Origin of the sequence: Mesorhizobium sp. dw_380, from assembly GCF_018588885.1 — a bacterium.
Classification (GTDB): Bacteria; Pseudomonadota; Alphaproteobacteria; order Rhizobiales; family Rhizobiaceae; genus Mesorhizobium.
On the sequence record NZ_JAFFIW010000041.1, the window covers coordinates 1 to 20,478 of the forward strand.

Below are 20,478 nucleotides of genomic sequence, written 5' to 3' on the forward strand. Positions count from 1 at the left end.
TATCACCGGCGAGATTTTGCCGGTGGTCGGAGGTTACTGAGGGCGGCCAAAACGAAACGAATGACCAGGGAGCAGGATGGATGGCTCGTCTGCTTTTCACGGTGGCGCTTGCTTATGTGGCGTACCGCATCTGCACGGAAGCCAAGGCACCTACGCGGCATGTGCCGCAGGATGAACGCGAAGCGCTGCGCAAGCAATCAGCCGCCCTAGGCGTCGACCCGTCTCGCTGAAATCCGCGGCACAAGCTAGAGCAATTCCAGGAAAAGTGTGAAACGGTTTTCCCGGCAAAAGCGCGTAGCGCTTTGCCTGGGGAATTGGGTCAAAACAAAGAGATAGAGGGGTTCACCGTTTCCGTGAAACGGTGAAACGCTCTGGCCGGCCAGCCGAGGTGCCGACCGGCCAGCGCAGCCTTATTCGGCCGCCTGGAGATTGACCTTGCTTTCCGCTATTTCGGTCAGCTTGCGATCTGTCGCCTGTTCTTCCCTGAGGTTCTTGGCCAGCACGTTGGCGCAGTCGGTGCGGCCGAGCTGCTTGGCCCACGCGATGAGTGTGCCATAGCGTGTCATCTCATAGTGTTCGACGGCCTGCGCCGATGCAATCAGCGCCGCGTCGAGAACGTCCTTGTCATCGACGTCACCGCTCACATCGTCGGCTTCCTCGAGAATGCCGTCGATTGCCGGGCAGTTGACCTCCTTGGCCTTGACTCCATGCAGTTCGAACACCTGTTCGACGCGCTCGATATGGCCTCTGGTCTGGTCAAGGTGTTTTTCGAATCCGGCTTTCAGTTGCGCGTCGGTTGCCTTGTCGATCATCTTCGGCAACGCTTTCGCGATCTGCTTTTCGGCATAGTAGATGTCGCGCAGCGTGTGCACAAAGAGATCGTCTAGTGTCTTGATATCCTTCGAAAAAAAGCCCATGGTCTTACCTTTCATTGCGCTCTCGATGTTGATTTCGGCGGCGAGTTTGACCGCCGCCAGCAAAGGCCGGGACCCAGGTCCCGGCTTGTCTGGTCAACGTGCCGGCACCCGAGGGGTTCCGCCCGGAGCGAAACCGCCAACCTCCGTTTCGAAGGCCTGCAATCCTCTCCAATGGGGAGCCTTTGTCTCGATCACACGTTCTAACCAGGGCGCACCGGAACCGAAGGATCGGCAGAATGTATTTCATTGCGTTGGCGACGGACTATGACGGCACGCTGGCTCATGACGGGATCGTCTCACGGAAAACGCTCGCTGATCTCGAGCGGTTCAAGAAAAGCGGCCGCAAACTCGTTCTCGTCACCGGGCGCGAACTGCCCGATCTCAAGCGCGCCTTTCCCGAGCTTAGTCTCTTCGACAAGGTCGTCGCCGAGAATGGGGCGCTGATCTACACACCGGCCAGCGAGGACGAAAGGGTGATTTCGCCGTCGCCCGAGCCTAAATTCGTCGCCAGGCTGAAGAAGCAGGGCGTCAAGCCGCTTTCGGTCGGACGCTCGATCGTCGCGACCTGGGAGCCGCACCAGTCCACTGTGCTCGAGGTCATCAAGAAGATGGGACTCGAACTCGAAATCATCTTCAACAAGGGCGCGGTGATGATCCTGCCGAGCGGCATCAACAAGGCCACCGGACTGGCCGCGGCACTTCAGGATCTTCGCCTTTCACCACACAACGTCGTCGGTGTCGGCGACGCCGAGAACGACCATGCTTTCCTTAAAGCCTGTGGCTGCAGCGTCGCCGTCGACAATGCAATTCCCGCGGTCAAGACCACGGCCGATCTGGTCACGCGTGGCGCCCGCGGCAAAGGGGTGGAAGAACTGATCGACAAGCTGGTCCAGCGCGATCATGAGATCGTGCCGAGGCGCCACGACGGCATCGTTCTCGGCTCAGCCGGCGGCGATCAGATTTTTTTGTCGCCGACCGACACGGTCCTCATTGCCGGCAGTTCGGGTATCGGCAAATCCACCTTGGCAACCGCGCTGACGGAACGCTTCGTCGAGAGCGGCTTTCAGTTCTGCGTCTTCGATCCCGAGGGCGACTATGACGGCCTCGAAGGCACGGTTCGGCTAGGGGACGTCTCAAGCGCACCGACAAAGGCGCAAGTGCTGGATCTGATCGAGAAGCCCGACAGCAACGTCGTCATCAATGGACTGGCGCTGCGCGTTAATGAACGCCCCGATTTCTTTGCCGACCTGCTGCCCGGCCTTGGCAGCTTTCGCCGTCGCACCGCAAGGCCACATTGGCTTGTCATCGACGAAGCGCACCATCTTCTGCCCAAACGACGCGACGATACGCGGGCGATCCTGTCCCTGGAATTGCCGGGCACGATCCTGATCACGGTTCACCCCGAGGCGATCTCGACCGATGCGTTGCGCCTGGTGACGGCCGTCATTGCGCTTGGCCCCAAGGCGAAGGACGTGGTGAAGGTCTTCTGCGACGAGACCGGCATCGACCCGCCAAAGGACATGTCTTCGCCCAAGGGCGATCGCGTGCTGTTCTGGCGACCGCAGAAACGCAAGAAAATTGCCACCGTCAAAGTGATCGAGCCGCGCCAATCCTTGAAGCGGCACAGCCGTAAATATGCCGAGGGACAACTCGACAAGGCGGGCAGCTTCTATTTCCGTGGCCCCGACAATGCAATGAATCTCAGGGCCCACAATCTGATGATTTTCGCCCAGATCGCCGAAGGCATAGACGACAAGACCTGGGAGTTTCATTTGCGCGCCGGCGATTATTCAAAATGGTTCCGCAATCAGATCAGGGACAAGGATCTGGCGCGCGAAACCGCCGAGGCTGAACAGGACAAAACGCTGTCGGCCGACGAGAGCCGCAAACGGGTGCTCGATGCGGTACGCCGCCGCTACACGGCACCCGCGACGGCACCGAAAGAATAACGCGCGACCCAGTGCGTCAGACGATCAGGTGTTCGATCCTGATGGGCAGATCACGGATACGCTTTCCGGTCGCATGATAGACCGCGCTCGCAACCGCGGCGGCCGTTCCGACATTACCGAGTTCACCCAGCCCTTTGACACCTGCCGGGTTGACCTCGTGATCGACCTCCGGGACCAGGATCACGTCGACCGCTTTTATGTCCGCGTTGACCGGCACCAGATAGTCCTGCAGATCACGGTTGACGTAACGGGCGGCGCGCCGGTCGATCTCTGTCGCCTCGTGCAGGGCCTGGCCGATGCCCCAGATCATGCCGCCCATCAGTTGGCTGCGCGCGGTGCGCGTGTTCATGATCCGTCCGGCTGCAAAGGCACCGACGATGCGCGGCACCCGGATCTCGCGTGTGCGGCTGTTGATGCGCACTTCGACGAATTCCGCGCCAAAGGCGTATTTGACCGAATCCTTGTCGCTTTCCCCGCCATGGAACTCCGGCTGTCCGGCATAGAGCTTGTTCAATGCTTCCGGCGACGAACCCTTGGGTGCAAACTCGGCATATTCCTCGATGGCGCCGACCTGCATGGCCTTGAACACATCGGCCAGCTTTGCGGATTTGCCGGTCTCCGTGACGATCTTCCCATCCGCCATGTCCAGCTTCGCATTGCCGGAGCCGGCAAGGGGACCGTCCTTGCCCGCCGCCGCCGCGAACAGCTTCGCGCGCACGGCATCGCAGGCCATCATAACCGCCGAGCAGACACTGGCCGTCGAAATCGAGCCACCCGACACCGGTGCCGGCGGCAAGGCGCTATCGCCCATCTCGACACTGACCTTCTCCATGCCGACCCCCAGCCTTTCGGCCGCCATCTGGCCAGCGACGGTGCGAACCCCGGTGCCGATTTCGTGCGAACCGCACTGCACCCGAACCTCGCCATCGGCGGTCAACCGAACCCTGGCGGCGCAGGGTGCGGCGGCAGTCGGATAGATCGCCGTCGCGCAGCCCATGCCGACCAGCCAGTCGCCGTCACGCATCGAGCCGGCTTCGGGATCGCGCTTCGACCAGCCAAAGGCCTCCGATGCCTGGTCGTAGCACTTGATGAGGGATCGGCTGGAAAACGGCCTGCCGCCGATCGGCTCCTTGACCGGCTCATTGACGCGGCGGAACTCCACGGGGTCCATACCGAGCGCTACCGCCATTTCGTCCATGGCATTCTCGAGCGCGTAGACATAGGGCGTTTCCGGCGGCGAGCGCATGTATCCTGGGGTGTTGCGATCGGCGTGGACCAGCGCGACATGCGTCAGGACAGAGCCGTAATTGTACATGCGGGCGGTGGCGGAGGTGCCGCCGACGACATAAGGGTCAGGGCGTGATGTCACCTCCCAGCCCTCATGTCCGAACGCCGTGATGCGGCCGTCCTTGCCGGCGCCGATGCGGATGCGATGCCGCGTTTCGGCGCGGTACGTCTGCGCGCCGAAAGCCTGCATTCGGCTGACGACGCAGCGAACGGGCCGGCCGATCCGCCGTGCGGCAACAGCAACGATGGCGGTGCGTGCCGTCATCGGTCCCTTCGAGCCGAAGGCGCCGCCAATGTAGGGACTGATGATCCGCACATTGGCCGGATCGAGTTTCAATTGTCGTGCCAGTTCCATCTTCCAGCCGGTCACGTTCTGGCTGGGCTCGTGTATGGTCAGTTGATCGCCCTGCCACATGGCGGTGGTCGAGAACAGTTCGATCGGATTGTGATGCTGGGTCGGCGTCGAGTATCTCTCGTCGACCTTCACGGCCGCGGCTGCCCAGGCGGCGTCGAAGTCGCCTGCTTTCGCATCTTCCTTGAGCATGGGGTTCTTGCCGGCGGCGGCCTCGGTGCTCGTGCCTTTGGAGTCGAAGCTGGCGCTAGGCTGTTCGTCGTCGTAGTCGGCGCGGATCAGCATTGCCGCTTCCTCCGCCGCCTCGAATGTCTCGGCGACGACCAGAGCGATGATCTGGCCGTCATGGAAGATCGTCTTGTCGTGCAAAGGGCCGATCGAACTCGCACCGGTGTTGCCGAATTTCGGCGTGTCGGTCTTGTCCATGTCCCCGTACGTCACGATGTCCAGCACACCGGGGACGGCCCTCGCGTCTTGTAAATGAAGTGCGGAGACCCTGCCCCGAGCAATGCTGCTGGTGGCAAGCGCACCATAAGCCACATTGGCCGTGGCGATGTCGGCAGGATAGCTGGCCTGTCCGGTAACCTTCAGACGAGCGTCGATACGGACAACCGGGTCACCCTGATTTTCCCGGGGGGCTGGGGCGGCTTGATTCATGGCTCAGACCTTCATGTCACGGGTTTCGAGCAAGGCCCGCACCAGCGTGCGCTTGCCGAGCGGTATTTTGAATGCGTTGTGTTCTCGCGGCCTGGCATCGGCGAAAGCGGCGTCAGCTGCCTTTTGTGCCGCGGCTTCATCAAGCACCTTGCCTTGCAGCGCGTCTTCCGCCGCGACTGCCCGCCACGGCACGGTTGCCACACCGCCAAGCCCGATCCGCACGCTTCTTACCGTCTGGCCCTCCATGTCGAGCGCGACGGCCGCGGACGCCAGCGCAAACGCATAGGATTCGCGATCGCGTATCTTCAGATAGCGCGACCGGCCGCTCCACGGCCGGAGCGGCACTTCGATGGCGGTGATGATCTCGTCGGCGGCAAGATCCGTCTCGATGTTGGGCGTCTCGCCCGGCAGCCGATGCAGCTTGGCAAAGGCAAGCGTACGCTTGCCTCGCCGACCTTCAATATCGACGGTAGCGTCGAGCGCGATCAACGCCTGCGCAAAATCGCCATGGTATGTGGCAATGCAGGAATCGCTGGTGCCGAGAACAGCATGCTGGCGGTTGACCCCTTCCATCGCGGCACAGCCGGAGCCTGGCTCACGCTTGTTGCATGGCCATGAGGTCTCGCGAAAATACTCACAGCGTGTGCGCTGCAGCACATTGCCGCCCAAGGTCGCCATGTTGCGAAGCTGGCCGCTGGCGGCCAATTTCAGGCTGTCGGCAAGAAGCGGGCAACGGCGCCTGACGTCATCATTGTCCGCCGCTTCACCCATGCGGACCAGCGCCCCGAAACGGATGGCATCATCGCTTGTCCTGATCTTCCGCAAGGCCGGCTCGGCAAGAGTGTTGAGGTCGAGCAAGCGATCAGGCCGCCCCACGCCAAGCTTCATGTAATCGGCCAGATTGGTGCCGCCGGCGATGAACTGCGTGTCGGCGGCGGTCGGCGGAACATGCCCGGCGCCGGCATGGGACGCCATGGCGACCGCCGCCGAGACGCTGGTTGGTCTCTCATAGACAAAGGGACGCATCCTAGGCCCTCCTGATCTCGTCGCGAGCCTGGACAATTGCCGCAACGATGTTGGGATAGGCCGCGCACCGGCATAGATTGCCGCTCATATATTCGCGGATGTCGTCTTCCGACCCGGCACGGCCTTCGTTGATGCAACCGATGGCGGACATGATCTGGCCCGGCGTGCAATATCCGCATTGAAAGGCGTCATGGTCGACAAAGGCCTGCTGGACCGGGTGCAGTTCGCCGCCGGCCGAAGCGAGGCCTTCGACCGTCGTGATCTCGCGGCCTTGGTTCATGACGGCAAAGCTCAGGCAGGAGAGCACCCGCTTGCCATCGACGAGAACGGTGCAAGCACCACACTGGCCGTGATCGCAGCCCTTCTTGGTGCCGGTCAGGCCAACATGGTCTCGCAGAGCGTCAAGCAGGCTGGTGCGGTTGTCGAGCGCAAGGTTGTAGCTCTGCTTGTTGATGCGCATTGAAACCGCGGACAGGTCGCGCGGTTGCGCCGGTTTGGCGGACGCTGGCTGGGCAGCTCTTGTCGGGGAGGTCGCGAGCGGCATCGCTGCTGCCGCCGAAACAGAGGCCGTCATGAACATGCGTCTGCTCAGGCCGCTGGAAATCTTGGCATCGGACATGGCTGGCTCCGGGCTGGCTGGGTCTCAAGCGGGCCAAACCAGCCACGGAGGGCAAAGTTCCCCCTCTTCACGTGCCTGTGATCGGTTTTCTGCCGGCTGGATCGATACATCCGGAACTTCACCTGCGGGGTGATGGTTGAGCGGGGGAAGGAGCCCGGAAGGAGACGATCATGAGCGATGATCGGCATGGCAAGGATAGCGATGATGGACCTGTGTTTTCGGCCGAGCAGGCACGACAGGGTGAGATCATCCTGCGAACGCGTGCTCGCCGGATCATCTTCATAGCCGGGCTGGTCGGCATCGTGATCCTGGCGATCGTGGTCAGGTTCGCAATCGGCTGAGCCGCCTTCCCGGTGCGAAACCGTCTCCGTTCAGCAGGAACCTTTTGCGGGCAGCTATCGTTGACTCGCCACTTGTCAAAACGGTCGATACCTTCTTGTGAGTTCTCCCGTGGACGCGAAAACCCGGACAAAAGAGCCCGACGAAACCAGAAATAAGCGGCGCGCGTCGAGCGAAGCCAGATCAGAAACGTCGCCAAAACGCAGGGAAGCGACGACACAGGCCGACGCACCGGAGCGCAAACCGCCAGACGAAAAGGCGGATGAACCAAGGCCCAGCCTGCTGAGCTTCCCTCGACGGCACCCTTACATGTCCATAGCGATCCTGCTTGTGCTGCTGCTGATTGCCGTCGGGCCGGTCGTGTGGTGGCTGGAGGCGCGCCAGTTTGAATGGACCGACGACGCCTTCATCGATGCTCGTACCGTGACGATCGCCGCCGAGATATCGGGGCGCATCACCGATGTCGCGGTCACCGACAACCAGCCGGTTAAAGCCGGCGACGTGCTGCTGCGCATCGACGACAGCGACTATCAGGCAAGCCTGGCGGAAGCCAATGCCGGCGTGGTCTCGGCGCAGGCCGAGATCGTCAATGTCGAAGCACAGATCGAAGCACAGAATGCCAAGATCGACGCGGCGCAAAAGCAGATGACGCAGGCCCAGGCCGCCCTCGATTTCGCCAAGGCGGAGGACCAGCGCAACCGTCAGCTGCTGGCCAAGGGAACCTCCACCCAACAGCAGGCTGAACAGGCCGCCTCGACGCTGCGCCAGGACCAGGCCGCGCTCGACAGCGCTGGAGCAAACGTGGCTGCCGCGAAAAGCCAGGTTGGCGTCTTGCAGGCGCAGAAGAAGAGCGCGGAAGCAAAACTCAATCAAGCCAAGGCGAGCCAGGAGCAGGCGCGCACAACGCTGTCGCGCACCACCGTAAGCGCGCCTGTTGCCGGCCGCGCAACCAGTGTCACCGCCGCCAAGGGCACCTACGCCCAGCCCGGCCAGGTGCTGATGATGTTTGTTCCGGACGAGGTCTGGGTGAAAGCCAATTTCAAGGAAACCCAGCTCGACCTGATGCGGCCGGGACAGCCGGTCGACATCGACGTCGACGCGTATCCTGAAAGATCTTTCCATGGCCGCGTCGACAGCATCCAGGCGGGCAGCGGTACCGCCTTCAGCCTGCTGCCGGCCGAAAACGCCACCGGCAACTTCGTCAAGGTGGTGCAGCGCGTGCCGGTGAAGATCGTCTTCGATCAACCGCCGGGCGTGCTGCTCGGTCCAGGCCTGTCGGTGGTGCCGAGAGTCAAGGTGAGATGAGCGCCGCCGAAATGGCTGGTGACCACAGCGAAAGCCGGTCCGCCGCTGGTGGCCATAATCCTTGGCTGATCGCAATCGTCGTGTCGATCGCAACCTTCATGCTGGTGCTCGATACGTCGATCGCCAACGTTGCCCTGCGCAACATCGCCGGCAGCCTGGCTGCCGGAATGGACGAAAGCACCTGGGTGATCACCACCTATCTGGTCGCGAATTCCGTGATCATCCCGGTCAGCGGATGGCTCGCCAGCGTGATCGGCCGCAAACGCTATTATATGTTTTGCGTCGCGACCTTCACCATCGCATCATTGCTGTGCGGGCTGGCGCCAAACCTGGAGTTGCTCATTGTCTTCAGGATCCTGCAAGGCCTCGGCGGCGGCGGCATGGCGCCGAGCGAACAATCCATCCTTGCCGACACCTTCCCGCCGGAAAAACGCTCCCAGGCATTCGCGCTCTACGGCATCGCCGTGATCGTCGCGCCGACGGTCGGGCCGACCATCGGCGGCTGGCTGACCGACCATTTTTCATGGCACTGGATATTCTTCATCAATGTCCCGTTCGGCATCATGTCACTGGCTTTGGTGCAGTGGCTGCTCACCGAGCCGGACGTGCTCGAACGAGAACGCCAGGAGCGGCTGAAAGGCGGGCTCAAAATAGACTGGGTCGGCTTCATCCTGGTCGCGACCGCACTCGGCTGCCTGGAGATCTTCCTGGACGAAGGCCAGCGCAACGACTGGTTCGCGTCGAATTTCATCACGACTTTTGCGGTGATTTCGGCGATCTCGTTCCTGCTGCTCATCCCATGGGAGTTCAGCCACCGCGATCCGATCGTCGACGTTCGCCTACTGTTCAGCCGGCAGTTCGGCACGTCATTCCTGGTGATGATGGCGGTCGGCGCCGTGCTGTTCAGCACCACGCAGCTGATGCCGCAACTGCAACAGACCGCCTTCGACTACACGGCGACCCTGTCAGGCCTTTCGATGATGCCGGGTGGCATCGCCATGCTGATGCTGATGCCGATTTCTGGATTTGCCGCCGGCATCATCCAGCCCAAATATCTGATCATTATGGGGATGTCCGTTGTGGTGATCGCCCTGTGGCACATGACGTCGCTCACGCCGGACGCCAGCTTCCGTTTCTTTGCCTTTGCCCGCGTCTTCCTGATGATCGGCCTGCCTTTCCTGTTCATCCCCATTTCGACAGCGGCTTATGTCGGCCTTGCTCCGCAGAAGACGAACCAGGCGTCGGCGCTGATCAACGTTGCCCGCAACATCGGCGGCAGCATCGGCGTGTCATTGTCCAACACGGTGATCGCTCAAAACGCGCAACTCCATCAGGCAAATCTCGTCGGCCACACGGAACAATCGTCAGCCGCCTATCAACAGGTGCGGCGTCAGGTGACCGAGCACTTCGTTGCCCAAGGCTCGACCATGCTTCAGGCCAAGCAACAGGCCCTTGGCTGGATCGGGCAGTTGATTGCGCGCCAGGCTTCGCTGCTCGCCTATGTCGACGTCTTTCGTTACTGCGCAATCATGACGGCATTGTTTGTCCCCCTCGCCTTGCTGCTTCGGTCTCCAAAGCCCGACAAGAACCAGCTGAATATTGGCCACTAGCTGAAATAATGCCGGCACCGGAACTCCCTCGTCGGCTTTTCGTTCAGACCTATGAACAGGAGGAACGGCCATGCCACGAGGTGACAAATCGAAATACACCGACAAGCAGGAACGCAAAGCCGATCATATTGCGGAAGGCTATGAAAAGCGTGGGGTTTCCGAAAACGAAGCCGAACGAAGGGCATGGGCGACCGTCAACAAGGACGATGCCGGCGGCAAGAAGGAAGGCGGCTCCGGGCGCGGCAAACACACCGGCAATCCCGCGGCGCACAAGGGCGGCAAAAGCGGCGGCAAGGCATCGGCGTCGCGGTCAGCCGCAAGCCGTTCGGAATCGGCGAAGAAGGCAGCGGCTACCCGCAAGCGGAATGCCGAGCACCGCGCCCATTGACCGGATGACCGGATGACCGGAGCACAAGCATGAAAGCTCAGCTCGTCAACGAGGCCAGCGGACAAAGGACGTTCGTCGTTGTGCTGGACCTCGGCGAAGAAGCATTCTCCCGGCTTACCGCCTTTGCGGACGAGCAGAAGATCGGCAGTGCCTCCTTGACCGCGATCGGCGCTTTCGAACGCGCGACCGTGGGCTGGTTTGACCTGCATGCGAAGACCTACCGCAAGATCCCGATCGACGAACAATGCGAAGTCCTGAGCACGATCGGCGACATTGCGCTGGGCGATGACGGCAAGCCCAGCCTGCACGTCCATGCGGTGCTCGGATTGAGCGACGGCACCACGCGAGGTGGACATCTGCTCGAAGGCGTCGTTCGGCCGACACTCGAAATCATCCTAACGGAAACATCCGGCCACCTGCGCCGGCGCAAGCGGCCGGAGCTTGGCGTCGCCTTGATCGACCTCGACGCCTGATCGGCCGGCGACCAGATCGGTCGGAATTTCAAGTCCAGCTCGACAGGACCGTCTCCATCTCGACCGTCTCGACCTGCTGCGCGAAGCGCTGGTGATAGACCGTCAGCAGCGCGTCGTGGGTTGCGTCGGAGGAACTGCATAGCGCGTCCGTGACGAGAACCACGCGATAGCCGAAATCGATGGCCCCGAGCACCGTGGCCAAAACACAGACATCTGTTTCGCCGCCGGTGATGACCAGCGCATCGATCTCACGCTCCATCAGAAATGCTCTGAGGTGACCTTCGAACCACGGCGAGTAGATGTGCTTGTCGATGATTGTCGCCGGCGGGCAGTAGCCGGCCAGCGCCGGCAGGAGTTCGATCATTTCTGGACCGACATTCTCGATCGTCATCGAAGCCCAGCGCTCATAATAGCGCTTCCATGTGCCGACGCCCTGTCCCGGCTTCGAAGCAGGCAGGAAACGCGTGAAGACAGTCTGCGGCGCGCGTCTTTCGACCAGTCGCTCAATCTGCGGAAGGACCCGGGTGATCCAAGGTGTCGCCCATTGTGATGGATCGGCAAACAGCCGCTGCATGTCAACGCAGACATGCATGCACCGATGCCCTAGCGGACCATATGCCAGGCCCGGCATCGACATCAGCGTGTCCCAGATCGGCGATATTTTTTCACGATTTCTCCGTTGCGATCGAAGAAAAGCAACGCCGCATGCGGTGACTGGTTCCTTGAAGAACGATGGTAGAGCAGCGCGGTGAACGGAGCGCTCCGAATATCCTTGCGATAGGGAACAATAGTTTCGGCAGCGACTTGGAGATGGGATCACGGGAGTTTCCAATTGCCGCCATTCGCGAACATTTCGCCAAGCGGCGGAGACAGGCGCGATGAGTATTTTTTATCGGGCGGCCAAGATTGCGGAACAGGTTCACGCATCGCAGCGCGACAAGACCGGGCTGCCCTATATCGAGCATTGCCGCCGTGTCGTCGACGCGGTCGAAACGATGGACCAGAAGGTCGTCGCCTACCTTCACGACGTCCTGGAGAAGGGTGAGGGCTGGAGCCGGGCCAAGCTCGAAGAAGCCGGTTTTGGGCCGACGATCGCTTCCGCGGTCGACGCCATGTCGCGCAGAGACGGCGAAGACTATTTCAGCTTCGTGCGACGGGCAGCATCAAACCCGTTGGCGCTTCCGGTAAAGCGCGCGGACCTGGAGGATAATATTTGGCAGTCGCGGCGGATCGGGGCATCGGCGGCCAAATACGAACAGGCACTGCGCATTCTCGATGAGGAGTTCTCGGGCCGTTAGCAGTGCCTCGGAATCTCAGCTCGGCCAAGCCGCGGGCAATCTATTCCGTGACATGGGGCGTGTGCCGCTTGTCCTCCGCGGGTTCGACATCGATGCGCGCCTTTTTCGGATCGAATGCACCGTGACGTGCGATGGCCCGCGCTGCGGTGTCCGGCGTCTCGTAGGCCCACATGAAATCGTCGGCCGAACTGCCGACGGCATGGACACGCCAATAACTCGCAGTGCCCTTCGGCGGGCTCTCGCTTGTCGTATTCGTCTTTTCGAACAGGTCGAAATAGATGTCCTCGAAAGGGATATAGAACACGGGCTCGTGTCCTTCTTCCCGCAGCACTTTCGCCCGTTCCGTGGCCGCGACGATGGCGTCGGAAAATCGCACTGTCACCGTGCCGGCAAACGGCTCTATGGCCAATTGACCAGGACGGTGCCTTGAAATTGCGCCTGAAGCTTGCATCTGAATTCTCCTGACTACCGGATTGATGGCGGACGGCGTTCCGGCTTGCGACCCGTGAAAACGAAATGCACGCCAGTGGAGTGAGGTTCCGCTCCACCAAGAAAGCGGCGGCGCCTTACCGTTTGCCGTGGCTCTCGAGAAAATTTGCCAACAGCCGCGAAACCTCTTGCGGAGCTTCACGCGTCGGGAAATGCCCGACGGCATCCAGCACCAACCGCTTGTAGGACGCGGTGAAATGTCCCTCCAACCCCTCGGAAGATCGAGGCAACACCACACGGTCGTCGCCGCCGTGAAGCGTCAGTGTTGGCACGGTGATGATCTTGACCGATGTTTGCCGGCGAGCGAGTTCGGCGTAGCGAGGATCGGGCTCGGCCTCTTCCCATCGGACCCGATAGGAATGCAGCGTGATATCCATCCAATCCGGGTTTTCGAAGGATTTAGCCACTTCATCGAAGATGGCATCGTCGAACCAGCCCAACGGGCTCCAGGTGTCCCACTGGAATCTGGCGAATTCCTTGCCGTACTTTCGCACGAACTCGGCACCGCGTGCAGTCGCCATGAACCATTGATACCAGAATGCTCTCGCCTGCTCAGGAGGCGGCGTAGCCGCTTTGCCCGGCTGCCAGCCGAGCGACAGCGCGGCACAGCAACTAATGCGGTCCGGGAAAACTGATGCCAACAGGTAGGATATTCGGGCGCCCCAGTCGTGTCCGACGATGGCAAAGCGGCTCAGGCCCAGCGCGTCGGCAAAGTCCAGCACATCCTGCGCCATGGCGGCAATCTCGCCGGAACGCATGGTTTCCTGGGATAGGAACGATGTCGATCCGAAGCCGCGCAACCAGGGTGAATACGTCCGAAAGCCAGCCTCATGAAGCGCCGGCGAAATGCGCGCGTAAGTGGTCGCGTCGTCGGGCCAGCCGTGCAGCAGAACAACTGGAGCCCCGTCCTGTGGTCCACCGCTGAGATAAGCGACGCGCAATACAGGTGTATCGCAGAATGAGACAGGATTCATTTCTGCGGCACGGTCGCTGGCTGGTCGCCGCCGGTCGTCGACTTGGGGCTGGCGTCCTGGTCAACCGGCGGGTTCTTGTTGACCGTGTCGGTGCTGGCTTTTGTCGGTTCGGTGTTGTTGTCACATGCGCCGAGGGCAAGACAAGCAGCCACGACCAGAAACGGCAAGGCCGTCTTCATCGAAACCTCCTCTGGTTGCTACTCGACAAACGAGGCTCCGCGGATTTGGTTGCCTTGCCGCAGGCCCTGGCGTCACAGATGGCGGAGCGCGGAATGTTCCAACGCTCAATCCGTCGAGCTTTTTGAGCCGTCGGCAACTGTCGGATCCGGCACGACTGGACCGCGTTCGTTCTCCGAACCTTCTGCCTCTATCTCCTGGACGGCCTGATCCCAATGCTCTTGTTCGCGTCCGGTGGGTCGGCCCTCCCGCTCCCAGATTTCATAGGCTCGCCGTTTGATGCGCTCTTCGCGTGTGTCCATGAGACGATCCTCCGTTAACCTGAATCATCCGGCTCCAGGTCTCAATTCCGGACGATATTTTTTGTTCCTTCGGGAACCGCCGCGGGAGCCGCGATTTCGAGCAAGCGCATATGGATTGCGTGGAATGACCCGCTTGGTTGTTTTCGTACCGACGTTTCTTCGTGACATGCTGACGCCGGCAGATTTATGTATTCGGCTATCGATCCGTGCCCGGCATTCTCCTCTCCCGTCCCGTCGCCTGGTGCGCAATGCTTGATCACTCGTCGATCGAAGACATGATGGCTCGAGAGTAAGGTGGTACCCATGCGGGAATTGCCGAAAGACATTGACGCTGATGTCGTGATCGAAATCAGCAAGCTGCTGGACGACAGCCCGCTTTTCGTGCCGGTGCGGGTTCATGACCTCGCAGCCAGGGTAAGGCAGAAGGTGAAGACCGGTCTGCCGGATCGTTCGATCGAAGAACTGATCGTGGAGATGGCCTCGGTACGCCAACTGACCATGGCCTTTGATCTGCCTGGATCGGAGAATGTCGTGCAAATCCCAGTGCGCCGCCAGCACACCTAAACCACGTAGCGGTGCGCTTTAGCTGTTTGTTCGGATGCATACCGGGTCCCCGGCTGTGCGGCTACGCTGAACATGGCGCAGGGAACCTAACGCGCGCATGAGAATTGCATTTGCACGATAGCCGGCTTTCCTGTTCAGGCCTTGCAATGCCTCTAAATCCAGACTGGCAAGATATCGCGGCGCGGCTGATCTTAACTGTCATCGCCGGTGCGCTCATAGGACTGAATCGCGAGGCACGCGGTCATTCGGCGGGTTTCAGGACGACCATCCTGGTCGGACTGGCAGCGGCCCTCACGATGGTACAGGCAAACATATTGCTGAGTGCTAGCGGGAAGACTCCCGATTCATTTGCCGTCATGGATGTGTTGCGTTTTCCGCTTGGCGTGCTGACGGGGGTTGGCTTCATCGGCGCCGGCGCCATCCTTCGCCGCGGCAACCTCGTCAGCGGGGTCACCACGGCCGCCACCTTGTGGGTGATGACGGCGATCGGCCTGGCATTCGGCGGTGGTCAATATGGATTGGGAATGGCCGGGACCTTGCTCACGTTGTTGACGCTTCTCGTCCTGAAATGGATCGACGTGCGTATTCAACGCGACCATCACGCTGAGCTGGACATCGCCTGGAGGCATGAAAAACCGCAGGATCTCGGCCAAATCGTCAAGCCGCTCGGCTACAGGGCATGGTTGGTTGGCCTCGAGCATCGTCCCGATCGCGACGGACCTGTATTCTCGTTTGAAATTGCCTGGACGCGGCCGGAACGTGGCGGTCCGCCGACGGATTTGCTGTCGCTGCTGGACCAGCACTGCGAGGTCACGAAATTCCGTCTGGTGCGCGAGCCCATGCATTGACGACGACATCACGCGCTCCACCCGGAGGTCAGGATAAGCGATGCCTCAAACACCTGCGCACCGGTCTCGTTGCGCACTTTGACGCTTATGGTGACGAGATCGCGATCCGGCATTTCGTCTTGGGCGACATCCTGCAGAATGCGAATTGCTTCCGCCCTGGCTTGTTCCCGGGATTCGAACAGCTGCCCGTGATCATCGGACACCGAGCCGTCACCATTTTGAAGATCGAAATAGTATCGCTTCATTTCAGGCCACGCTGGAAACCTCTGGCGTGTTAAATAGTTTGCGGCGTCGCCGGTTCCTGCCCGCTCGAACGGCCGTGCCTGTGAAGACAAGCCGCTTAGCGCCTGGCTGCGCGCAGGGCGGATATGAAAAGCACCAACAACGCCAAGGCATTGAGCCCGGCGGCGATCGCATGCGAATACTCCCATTGGCGCCGGAGCAACTCCCAGTTTTCGGGCAGGATTGTCCAGTTCCGGGTTGCCTGGTTGATCGGATAAATGAGCGTCCAGAAGGCAAACTGCGTGGCTCCGATACTGAGGAAGGCGACAACAACCAGGCCGAAAGATGCACTTGAGCGATAGAGCAGGATTGCCAGGGCGGCCGTAGAGAGGAGTGCCCCCAGCACCACGATGCCGAACAGGCTCCAGCCGTCATAGGCGCGTTGCGCGGCAAGATAGCTTGGTCCGTCGAGTTTCATCTTGTTGAACATCGTAAAGAAGTGTGCACCGGCCGGCACAAAGGCTAGCGCGGCAAAAACGAAGCTGACCACCCTCAAAGCATAGATCGCCACAGCTATCTCCTCTTAACGAAACACTAGGGCGATCGACGCGGTAGTGAAGGTCGCTTGAACTGCCATTCGGGGCCGATCCATCGGCGGTCATGTGATCTCGAATTGCCCGTTCTTGGACACTCACGCGTCCGATCTCGGAACAAAATTTTTTGGTTGCAGTTCTACTCATCGAAGGGACGAACTTTTCTCAGGGAGATCCCCCATGAAACATGTTCTCATCACCAGCATGCTGGCGATCGGGCTCGGCTGCGGAACGGCAATGGCCCAGACACAGCAATCGACCGAAAGCCAGTCAGGCGCGGACACCAATTGCGCTACCGGACAGGCCAACTGCAAGACCGGTTCGAAGATGGGCGAGCAGGCTCAGGGCAAGACCAAGATGCAGACCGGTCAGCGGGCCCAGGGCAAGGCTGGCGCCACCACCGAGCAGCAGGCCCAGGGCAAGACCAAGATGCGGACCGATCAGCAAGCTCAGGGCAAGGCTGGCGCCACTACCGACCAGCAGGCCCAGGACAAGACCAAGGTCCAGACCAACCAGCAGGCTCAGGGCAAGGCTGGCACCACTACCAACCAGCAGGCCCAGGGCAACACCAAGGTCCAGACCGATCAGCAGGCTCAGGGCAAGGCCTCTACACAGGATACGACTTCGACCGGTTCCATCAACAATGTGACGGTTGAGCAGAAAACTCAAATCACCCAGGTGATCAAGGAGACGAAGGTCCAGCCCGTAGCCAATGTTGATTTCGACATCAATGTCGGCGTCGAAATTCCGCGGCACAAGATCAGGCTGCATCGCTTGCCGGCCCGCATCGTCAAGATCGTCCCGGCTTACGAAAGCTATGAGTATTTCGTGCTTGCCGACGGTCGGATCGTCATCGTTGATCCGGACACGCTCAAGATCGTGCTGATTCTGACCTAGCATGTCCGACCAGGCTGATGGTCCGCCCTGTCGAATGACAGGGCGGGCTGATCACTGGCAGCTATGGATTCAGAGCCGCCGGAGAGGCCGCTGTCATCTGGGAACGACACCCGCCAACCGGGAGCACCCGCTTCGCGTTTTTCTAGTTATGAGGCAAGCATGCCGGCTCCTGAGCAGCTGCATCCGCAGCAGCCGGAGACGCACTTACACACATCTACTGGCTTGCGGACGTCACACGCCAGACTGTGTTTCCGACATCGTCGGCAATCAGCAGCGCGCCGGACTTGTCGACGGCCAGCCCCACGGGCCGTCCGCGCGCCTTGTTGTCATTGCTAAGGAAACCGGTGACGACATCCTGCGGCTTGCCATCCGGATGACCGTCCTTGAATGCAACAAAGACGACCTTGTAGCCGTTGAACTGCTTTCGGTTCCAACTGCCATGCTCACCGACAAAGGCGCCGTCTCGATAAGGGTCCGGCAGCTTGGTTCCGGCGGAAAACGCCAGGCCCAAGGGCGCGACATGCGAGCTCAAGGCATAGTCTGGGGGGATCGCCTTGGCGACCAGGTCCGGCCGTTGCGGCATCACGCGCGGATCGACGTGCTGGCCATAATAACTGTACGGCCAGCCATAGAATGCGCCGTCCTTGACTGACGTCATGTAATCGGGAACGAGATTGGGACCGAGCTCGTCACGCTCGTTGATGACCGCCCACAGCGCTCCGCTCCGCGGCTCCCAGCTCAACCCATTGGGATTGCGCAGGCCGCTTGCGAAAATGCGAGCGCGGCCGGTGGCCCTGTCGACCTCCCAGATGGCGGCCCGGCCCTTTTCCGCCTGGATGCCGTTCTCGGTGATGTTGCTGTTGGAACCGACACCGACATAGAGCAACAATCCATCTGGGCTGGCGACGAGAGACTTGGTCCAGTGGTGATCGATCGGGCCGTCGGGCAGCTGCGTCAGAATGGTACCCGGAGCGGTGATCTTGGTGTCGCCAGTGGTGTAGGGATAACGCACTATGGCGTCGGTATTGGCGACATAGAGATCGTTGCCGACCAGAGCCACGCCGAAGGGCGAATTGAGATGATCGAGGAACACCTCCTGGAGGTCGGGCACGCCATCGCCGTTGGTGTCGCGCAGCAGTGTGATGCGGTTGCTGCCTTCGGTGCCGCCGCCTGAGGTCGCCATGGACTCGATCCAGCCCATGATCAGGTCTTTCGGACGCTTGATCGCAGCACCGGGCGGGGCCACGGACTCGACCACCAGAACGTCGCCATTCGGCAGGGTGTAAAGCGAGCGCGGATGCTTCAAGCCCTTGGCAAAGGCCTGGATCTGCAATCCTTTGGCGACCGTCGGCTTCTCGTCCTGCTTCCAGCCGATAACCGAAGCGACATGCATCGGCGGAACCAGGTATTGCGTCGGTTCAGGCAATGTCGGATTCGGCCCGACCTGGCCACTTGGATCCGGGTCTTCACCACTGCATGCCGGCAACGCCAGCAGCGATACGCACAACAGGCCGAGAACTCCCGCACGCCGGACAGGTCTGATGGAAAATTGCAGGGCAATCATTCGACCACCTCCACTCGAGTGCGGCTGGCGCTCCACCCCAGCGGGCCTGTGAGGAGGATGACGATAACGGCCGCGGCGGAAAGGATGAGCCCTGTAGGCACCACCGAAGTCCAGGCATCGCGGCTGTGCACCAGCGCGTTGAAGAAGGATATGACGAGCACGACAAGGCTGCCGAAGAGGTAGGGCCACCTGCGCGCACCAGACATTCGCCTGGAGAAGAGATCAAAGAGCGCTGCGATCACCGCAAGCACGCCTACCACCAGGCCGGCGAACAGCAGCCAGGCAGAAAAGTCGGCCCACATCATTTCCGCGGTTCGCCAGTAGGTCAGATCGGTCAGCAACGTGCCGATGAAACAGGCATTGGCGACTGCCATAGGTGTCCGGTACATCGGGCGCCTGGTGGCCACCGTCATGGATCGGGAACTGACCATCAGCACACTCCGCCTTGTTCAGAACTAAACCAGCCCAACCAACTTGAAGTTGTTAGGTTCCAAGGCACAGTTTGCGCTCAAGGACTCGTGATGGCGTGAAAAATGCCGTCGACCGACCTCAAGATCCCGAAAATCGCGAGCGGCTGCGCCTTGACGAGCTGGCGCCAATCATAGGCGCAGCGCGGGCAAAACCGACGACACGCCGGTTTGCCAGAACTGGTGGACATTGTCGCATCGACCAAGTCTCTGCCGCGCTATGCGATCCTCGGCTATGTACGGTTTTTACCAAAGCTCGACGGTTCATTGCAGGCCATTTGCGGAACCCTAAACCAGCAACGCGGCACAACCCCAAATCTGCCGCCGTGGCCGACGCGGGCTTAGGCAATGATGTCTCACCGGCATCATCGCGTCGGCCGCTCGCAATGGCTTCGAGTCAATCTCGAGAGATGCGCCCGGCCCTTCCTTCGATGCTCAGGCGAGAGGTCGTTCCTGCCTTGCCGGGTGCTTTGAACCCAGATCTCCGACCAGCCGGCGATATTGGGCTTCGGGAGGCCCGTAAGTCTCTTGCGCCAACTTCAGCAGGCCATTGCGATCGCGGATCGTGACTTCTCCACGACGGGCACGGATATAGCCATAGCTCTCGATCATCTGGAGGCCCACGGTGACACCGGGGCGCCTGACACCGAGCATGATGGAAAGAAATTCGTGGGTTATCAAAAGCCTGTCGCCGACGGTGCGGTCGCTGCACATCAGAAGCCATCTGGCCAGGCGGACTTCCAGGCTTTGCCGCGCGTTGATCGTTGCCGTGTAGCTCGTCTGAACATGGAAATACTGCACATAGCGCAACAAAAATGGCCGCAGGGTAGGACTGTCCTCCAAGGCCTCGACGAATGGGGCGGCGGCTACCCGCACTGCCTCGCTCGTCGACTGCACATAGCAATCCAAGGTCGCCTGGTCGTCCCCCATGACCAAGGCAGAGCCGGTCATTCCTTCGAAGCCGATGATTCCGACTTCAGCCTCGGTCTTTGCCGAAGTCCTCGCCACAACCGATGCCAGTCCGCTTTCAAGAAAATAGACGGCTTCGATCTTTTGACCTGCGGTCTCCAACGGCGCGCGCAACTCCAGGAAAACGCTCTCGAGATATGGTTTCAGCCGCTCGAAATCATCCACGCTCATCCGGCGCAGCAATTCGCTCTT

Annotated in this window: 25 protein-coding genes; 11 read left to right on the forward strand and 14 right to left on the reverse strand. The window is 60.8% G+C overall.

The genetic code is table 11. The features are described 5' to 3' along the window. Window positions 1-80 precede the first annotated feature (80 nt). A complete protein-coding gene (locus JT360_RS27145) occupies window positions 81-230 on the forward strand; it encodes a hypothetical protein (protein WP_214475548.1) in 150 nt (49 codons plus the stop codon). A 180-nt stretch (window positions 231-410) separates the two neighbouring features. Here JT360_RS27145 and JT360_RS27150 read toward each other — a convergent pair whose 3' ends face one another. Then, entirely contained in the window at window positions 411-917 is a 507-nt protein-coding gene (locus tag JT360_RS27150; RefSeq protein ID WP_214475635.1) for a YciE/YciF ferroxidase family protein, read from the reverse strand. A 236-nt stretch (window positions 918-1,153) separates the two neighbouring features. On the opposite strand from JT360_RS27150, the gene JT360_RS27155 reads away from it, so the two are divergent. Next, entirely contained in the window at window positions 1,154-2,866 is a 1,713-nt protein-coding gene (locus JT360_RS27155) for an HAD family hydrolase (protein WP_214475549.1), read from the forward strand. Between the two features lie 16 nt (window positions 2,867-2,882). Here JT360_RS27155 and JT360_RS27160 read toward each other — a convergent pair whose 3' ends face one another. The 3 genes from JT360_RS27160 to JT360_RS27170 are packed head-to-tail and all read right to left on the reverse strand — an operon-like array spanning window position 2,883 to window position 6,807. Next, window positions 2,883-5,162 (reverse strand): xanthine dehydrogenase family protein molybdopterin-binding subunit, encoded by a 2,280-nt coding sequence (locus JT360_RS27160; protein WP_214475552.1) that lies wholly within the window; start codon window positions 5,160-5,162, stop codon window positions 2,883-2,885. A 3-nt stretch (window positions 5,163-5,165) separates the two neighbouring features. Then, complete coding sequence (locus tag JT360_RS27165; protein ID WP_214475553.1) at window positions 5,166-6,188, reverse strand: FAD binding domain-containing protein; 1,023 nt, start codon at window positions 6,186-6,188, stop codon at window positions 5,166-5,168. Window position 6,189: 1 nt separating this feature from the next. Further along, window positions 6,190-6,807 (reverse strand): (2Fe-2S)-binding protein, encoded by a 618-nt coding sequence (locus JT360_RS27170; RefSeq protein ID WP_214475555.1) that lies wholly within the window; start codon window positions 6,805-6,807, stop codon window positions 6,190-6,192. Between the two features lie 170 nt (window positions 6,808-6,977). Between JT360_RS27170 and JT360_RS27175 the strand changes: the two genes are divergently transcribed. The 5 genes from JT360_RS27175 (at window position 6,978) to JT360_RS27195 (ending at window position 10,922) form a co-directional block, all read left to right on the forward strand. Continuing rightward, the gene (locus JT360_RS27175) at window positions 6,978-7,148 is read left to right on the forward strand and encodes a hypothetical protein (protein WP_214475557.1); all 171 of its coding nucleotides are present in this window, start codon (window positions 6,978-6,980) and stop codon (window positions 7,146-7,148) included. Window positions 7,149-7,455: 307 nt separating this feature from the next. Continuing rightward, window positions 7,456-8,451 (forward strand): HlyD family secretion protein, encoded by a 996-nt coding sequence (locus JT360_RS27180; RefSeq protein WP_250889110.1) that lies wholly within the window; start codon window positions 7,456-7,458, stop codon window positions 8,449-8,451. Further along, on the forward strand, window positions 8,448-10,061 hold the full coding sequence (locus JT360_RS27185; RefSeq protein ID WP_502845493.1) for a DHA2 family efflux MFS transporter permease subunit: 1,614 nt from the start codon (window positions 8,448-8,450) through the stop codon (window positions 10,059-10,061). Before JT360_RS27180 ends, JT360_RS27185 begins: the two co-directional genes overlap by 4 nt. A gap of 70 nt (window positions 10,062-10,131) precedes the next feature. Further along, window positions 10,132-10,449 carry a plasmid stabilization protein gene (locus JT360_RS27190; protein WP_214475560.1) on the forward strand — a complete coding sequence of 106 codons (318 nt, stop codon included), beginning with the start codon at window positions 10,132-10,134 and terminating at the stop codon, window positions 10,447-10,449. Between the two features lie 29 nt (window positions 10,450-10,478). Next, window positions 10,479-10,922, forward strand: a complete 444-nt coding sequence (locus JT360_RS27195) for a PPC domain-containing DNA-binding protein (protein WP_214475562.1) — start codon at window positions 10,479-10,481, stop codon at window positions 10,920-10,922. 28 nt (window positions 10,923-10,950) lie between these two features. On the opposite strand, the gene JT360_RS27200 is transcribed toward JT360_RS27195, so the two are convergent. Next, entirely contained in the window at window positions 10,951-11,559 is a 609-nt protein-coding gene (locus JT360_RS27200) for a cysteine hydrolase family protein (protein WP_214475564.1), read from the reverse strand. A gap of 241 nt (window positions 11,560-11,800) precedes the next feature. Here JT360_RS27200 and JT360_RS27205 point away from each other — a divergent pair, with 241 nt between their 5' ends. Beyond that, window positions 11,801-12,220, forward strand: a complete 420-nt coding sequence (locus JT360_RS27205) for an HD domain-containing protein (protein WP_214475566.1) — start codon at window positions 11,801-11,803, stop codon at window positions 12,218-12,220. Window positions 12,221-12,260: 40 nt separating this feature from the next. Here the strand turns inward: JT360_RS27205 and JT360_RS27210 are convergent, their stop codons facing one another. The 4 genes from JT360_RS27210 to JT360_RS27225 all read right to left on the reverse strand — a co-directional run bounded on the left by JT360_RS27210 (window position 12,261) and on the right by JT360_RS27225 (window position 14,162). Continuing rightward, window positions 12,261-12,671 (reverse strand): DUF427 domain-containing protein, encoded by a 411-nt coding sequence (locus tag JT360_RS27210; protein WP_214475568.1) that lies wholly within the window; start codon window positions 12,669-12,671, stop codon window positions 12,261-12,263. A gap of 115 nt (window positions 12,672-12,786) precedes the next feature. Then, window positions 12,787-13,683 carry an alpha/beta fold hydrolase gene (locus JT360_RS27215; protein ID WP_214475570.1) on the reverse strand — a complete coding sequence of 299 codons (897 nt, stop codon included), beginning with the start codon at window positions 13,681-13,683 and terminating at the stop codon, window positions 12,787-12,789. Beyond that, complete coding sequence (locus tag JT360_RS27220) at window positions 13,680-13,862, reverse strand: hypothetical protein (protein ID WP_214475572.1); 183 nt, start codon at window positions 13,860-13,862, stop codon at window positions 13,680-13,682. The genes JT360_RS27215 and JT360_RS27220 overlap by 4 nt, the downstream gene beginning before the upstream one ends. Before the next feature lie 105 nt (window positions 13,863-13,967). Beyond that, window positions 13,968-14,162 (reverse strand): DUF2934 domain-containing protein, encoded by a 195-nt coding sequence (locus JT360_RS27225; RefSeq protein WP_214475574.1) that lies wholly within the window; start codon window positions 14,160-14,162, stop codon window positions 13,968-13,970. Between the two features lie 303 nt (window positions 14,163-14,465). Between JT360_RS27225 and JT360_RS27230 the strand changes: the two genes are divergently transcribed. After that, on the forward strand, window positions 14,466-14,726 hold the full coding sequence (locus tag JT360_RS27230) for a hypothetical protein (protein WP_214475576.1): 261 nt from the start codon (window positions 14,466-14,468) through the stop codon (window positions 14,724-14,726). Window positions 14,727-14,872: 146 nt separating this feature from the next. After that, window positions 14,873-15,574 (forward strand): MgtC/SapB family protein, encoded by a 702-nt coding sequence (locus JT360_RS27235; RefSeq protein ID WP_214475577.1) that lies wholly within the window; start codon window positions 14,873-14,875, stop codon window positions 15,572-15,574. 8 nt (window positions 15,575-15,582) lie between these two features. Here JT360_RS27235 and JT360_RS27240 read toward each other — a convergent pair whose 3' ends face one another. Both JT360_RS27240 and JT360_RS27245 read right to left on the reverse strand, forming a co-directional pair. Then, window positions 15,583-15,909 carry a DUF6894 family protein gene (locus JT360_RS27240; protein WP_502845494.1) on the reverse strand — a complete coding sequence of 109 codons (327 nt, stop codon included), beginning with the start codon at window positions 15,907-15,909 and terminating at the stop codon, window positions 15,583-15,585. 5 nt (window positions 15,910-15,914) lie between these two features. Beyond that, window positions 15,915-16,367 (reverse strand): hypothetical protein, encoded by a 453-nt coding sequence (locus tag JT360_RS27245; RefSeq protein ID WP_214475579.1) that lies wholly within the window; start codon window positions 16,365-16,367, stop codon window positions 15,915-15,917. Window positions 16,368-16,569: 202 nt separating this feature from the next. Here JT360_RS27245 and JT360_RS27250 point away from each other — a divergent pair, with 202 nt between their 5' ends. Beyond that, window positions 16,570-17,286, forward strand: a complete 717-nt coding sequence (locus JT360_RS27250; RefSeq protein ID WP_214475581.1) for a DUF1236 domain-containing protein — start codon at window positions 16,570-16,572, stop codon at window positions 17,284-17,286. 214 nt (window positions 17,287-17,500) lie between these two features. On the opposite strand, the gene JT360_RS27255 is transcribed toward JT360_RS27250, so the two are convergent. From JT360_RS27255 to JT360_RS27265, 3 genes are all read right to left on the reverse strand, one after another. Beyond that, a complete protein-coding gene (locus tag JT360_RS27255; protein ID WP_214475583.1) occupies window positions 17,501-18,850 on the reverse strand; it encodes a PQQ-dependent sugar dehydrogenase in 1,350 nt (449 codons plus the stop codon). Then, window positions 18,847-19,281 carry a DUF2231 domain-containing protein gene (locus JT360_RS27260; protein ID WP_214475585.1) on the reverse strand — a complete coding sequence of 145 codons (435 nt, stop codon included), beginning with the start codon at window positions 19,279-19,281 and terminating at the stop codon, window positions 18,847-18,849. Before JT360_RS27260 ends, JT360_RS27255 begins: the two co-directional genes overlap by 4 nt. Before the next feature lie 471 nt (window positions 19,282-19,752). Then, on the reverse strand, window positions 19,753-20,457 hold the full coding sequence (locus JT360_RS27265) for a Crp/Fnr family transcriptional regulator (RefSeq protein WP_250889115.1): 705 nt from the start codon (window positions 20,455-20,457) through the stop codon (window positions 19,753-19,755). Window positions 20,458-20,478: the final 21 nt, after the last annotated feature.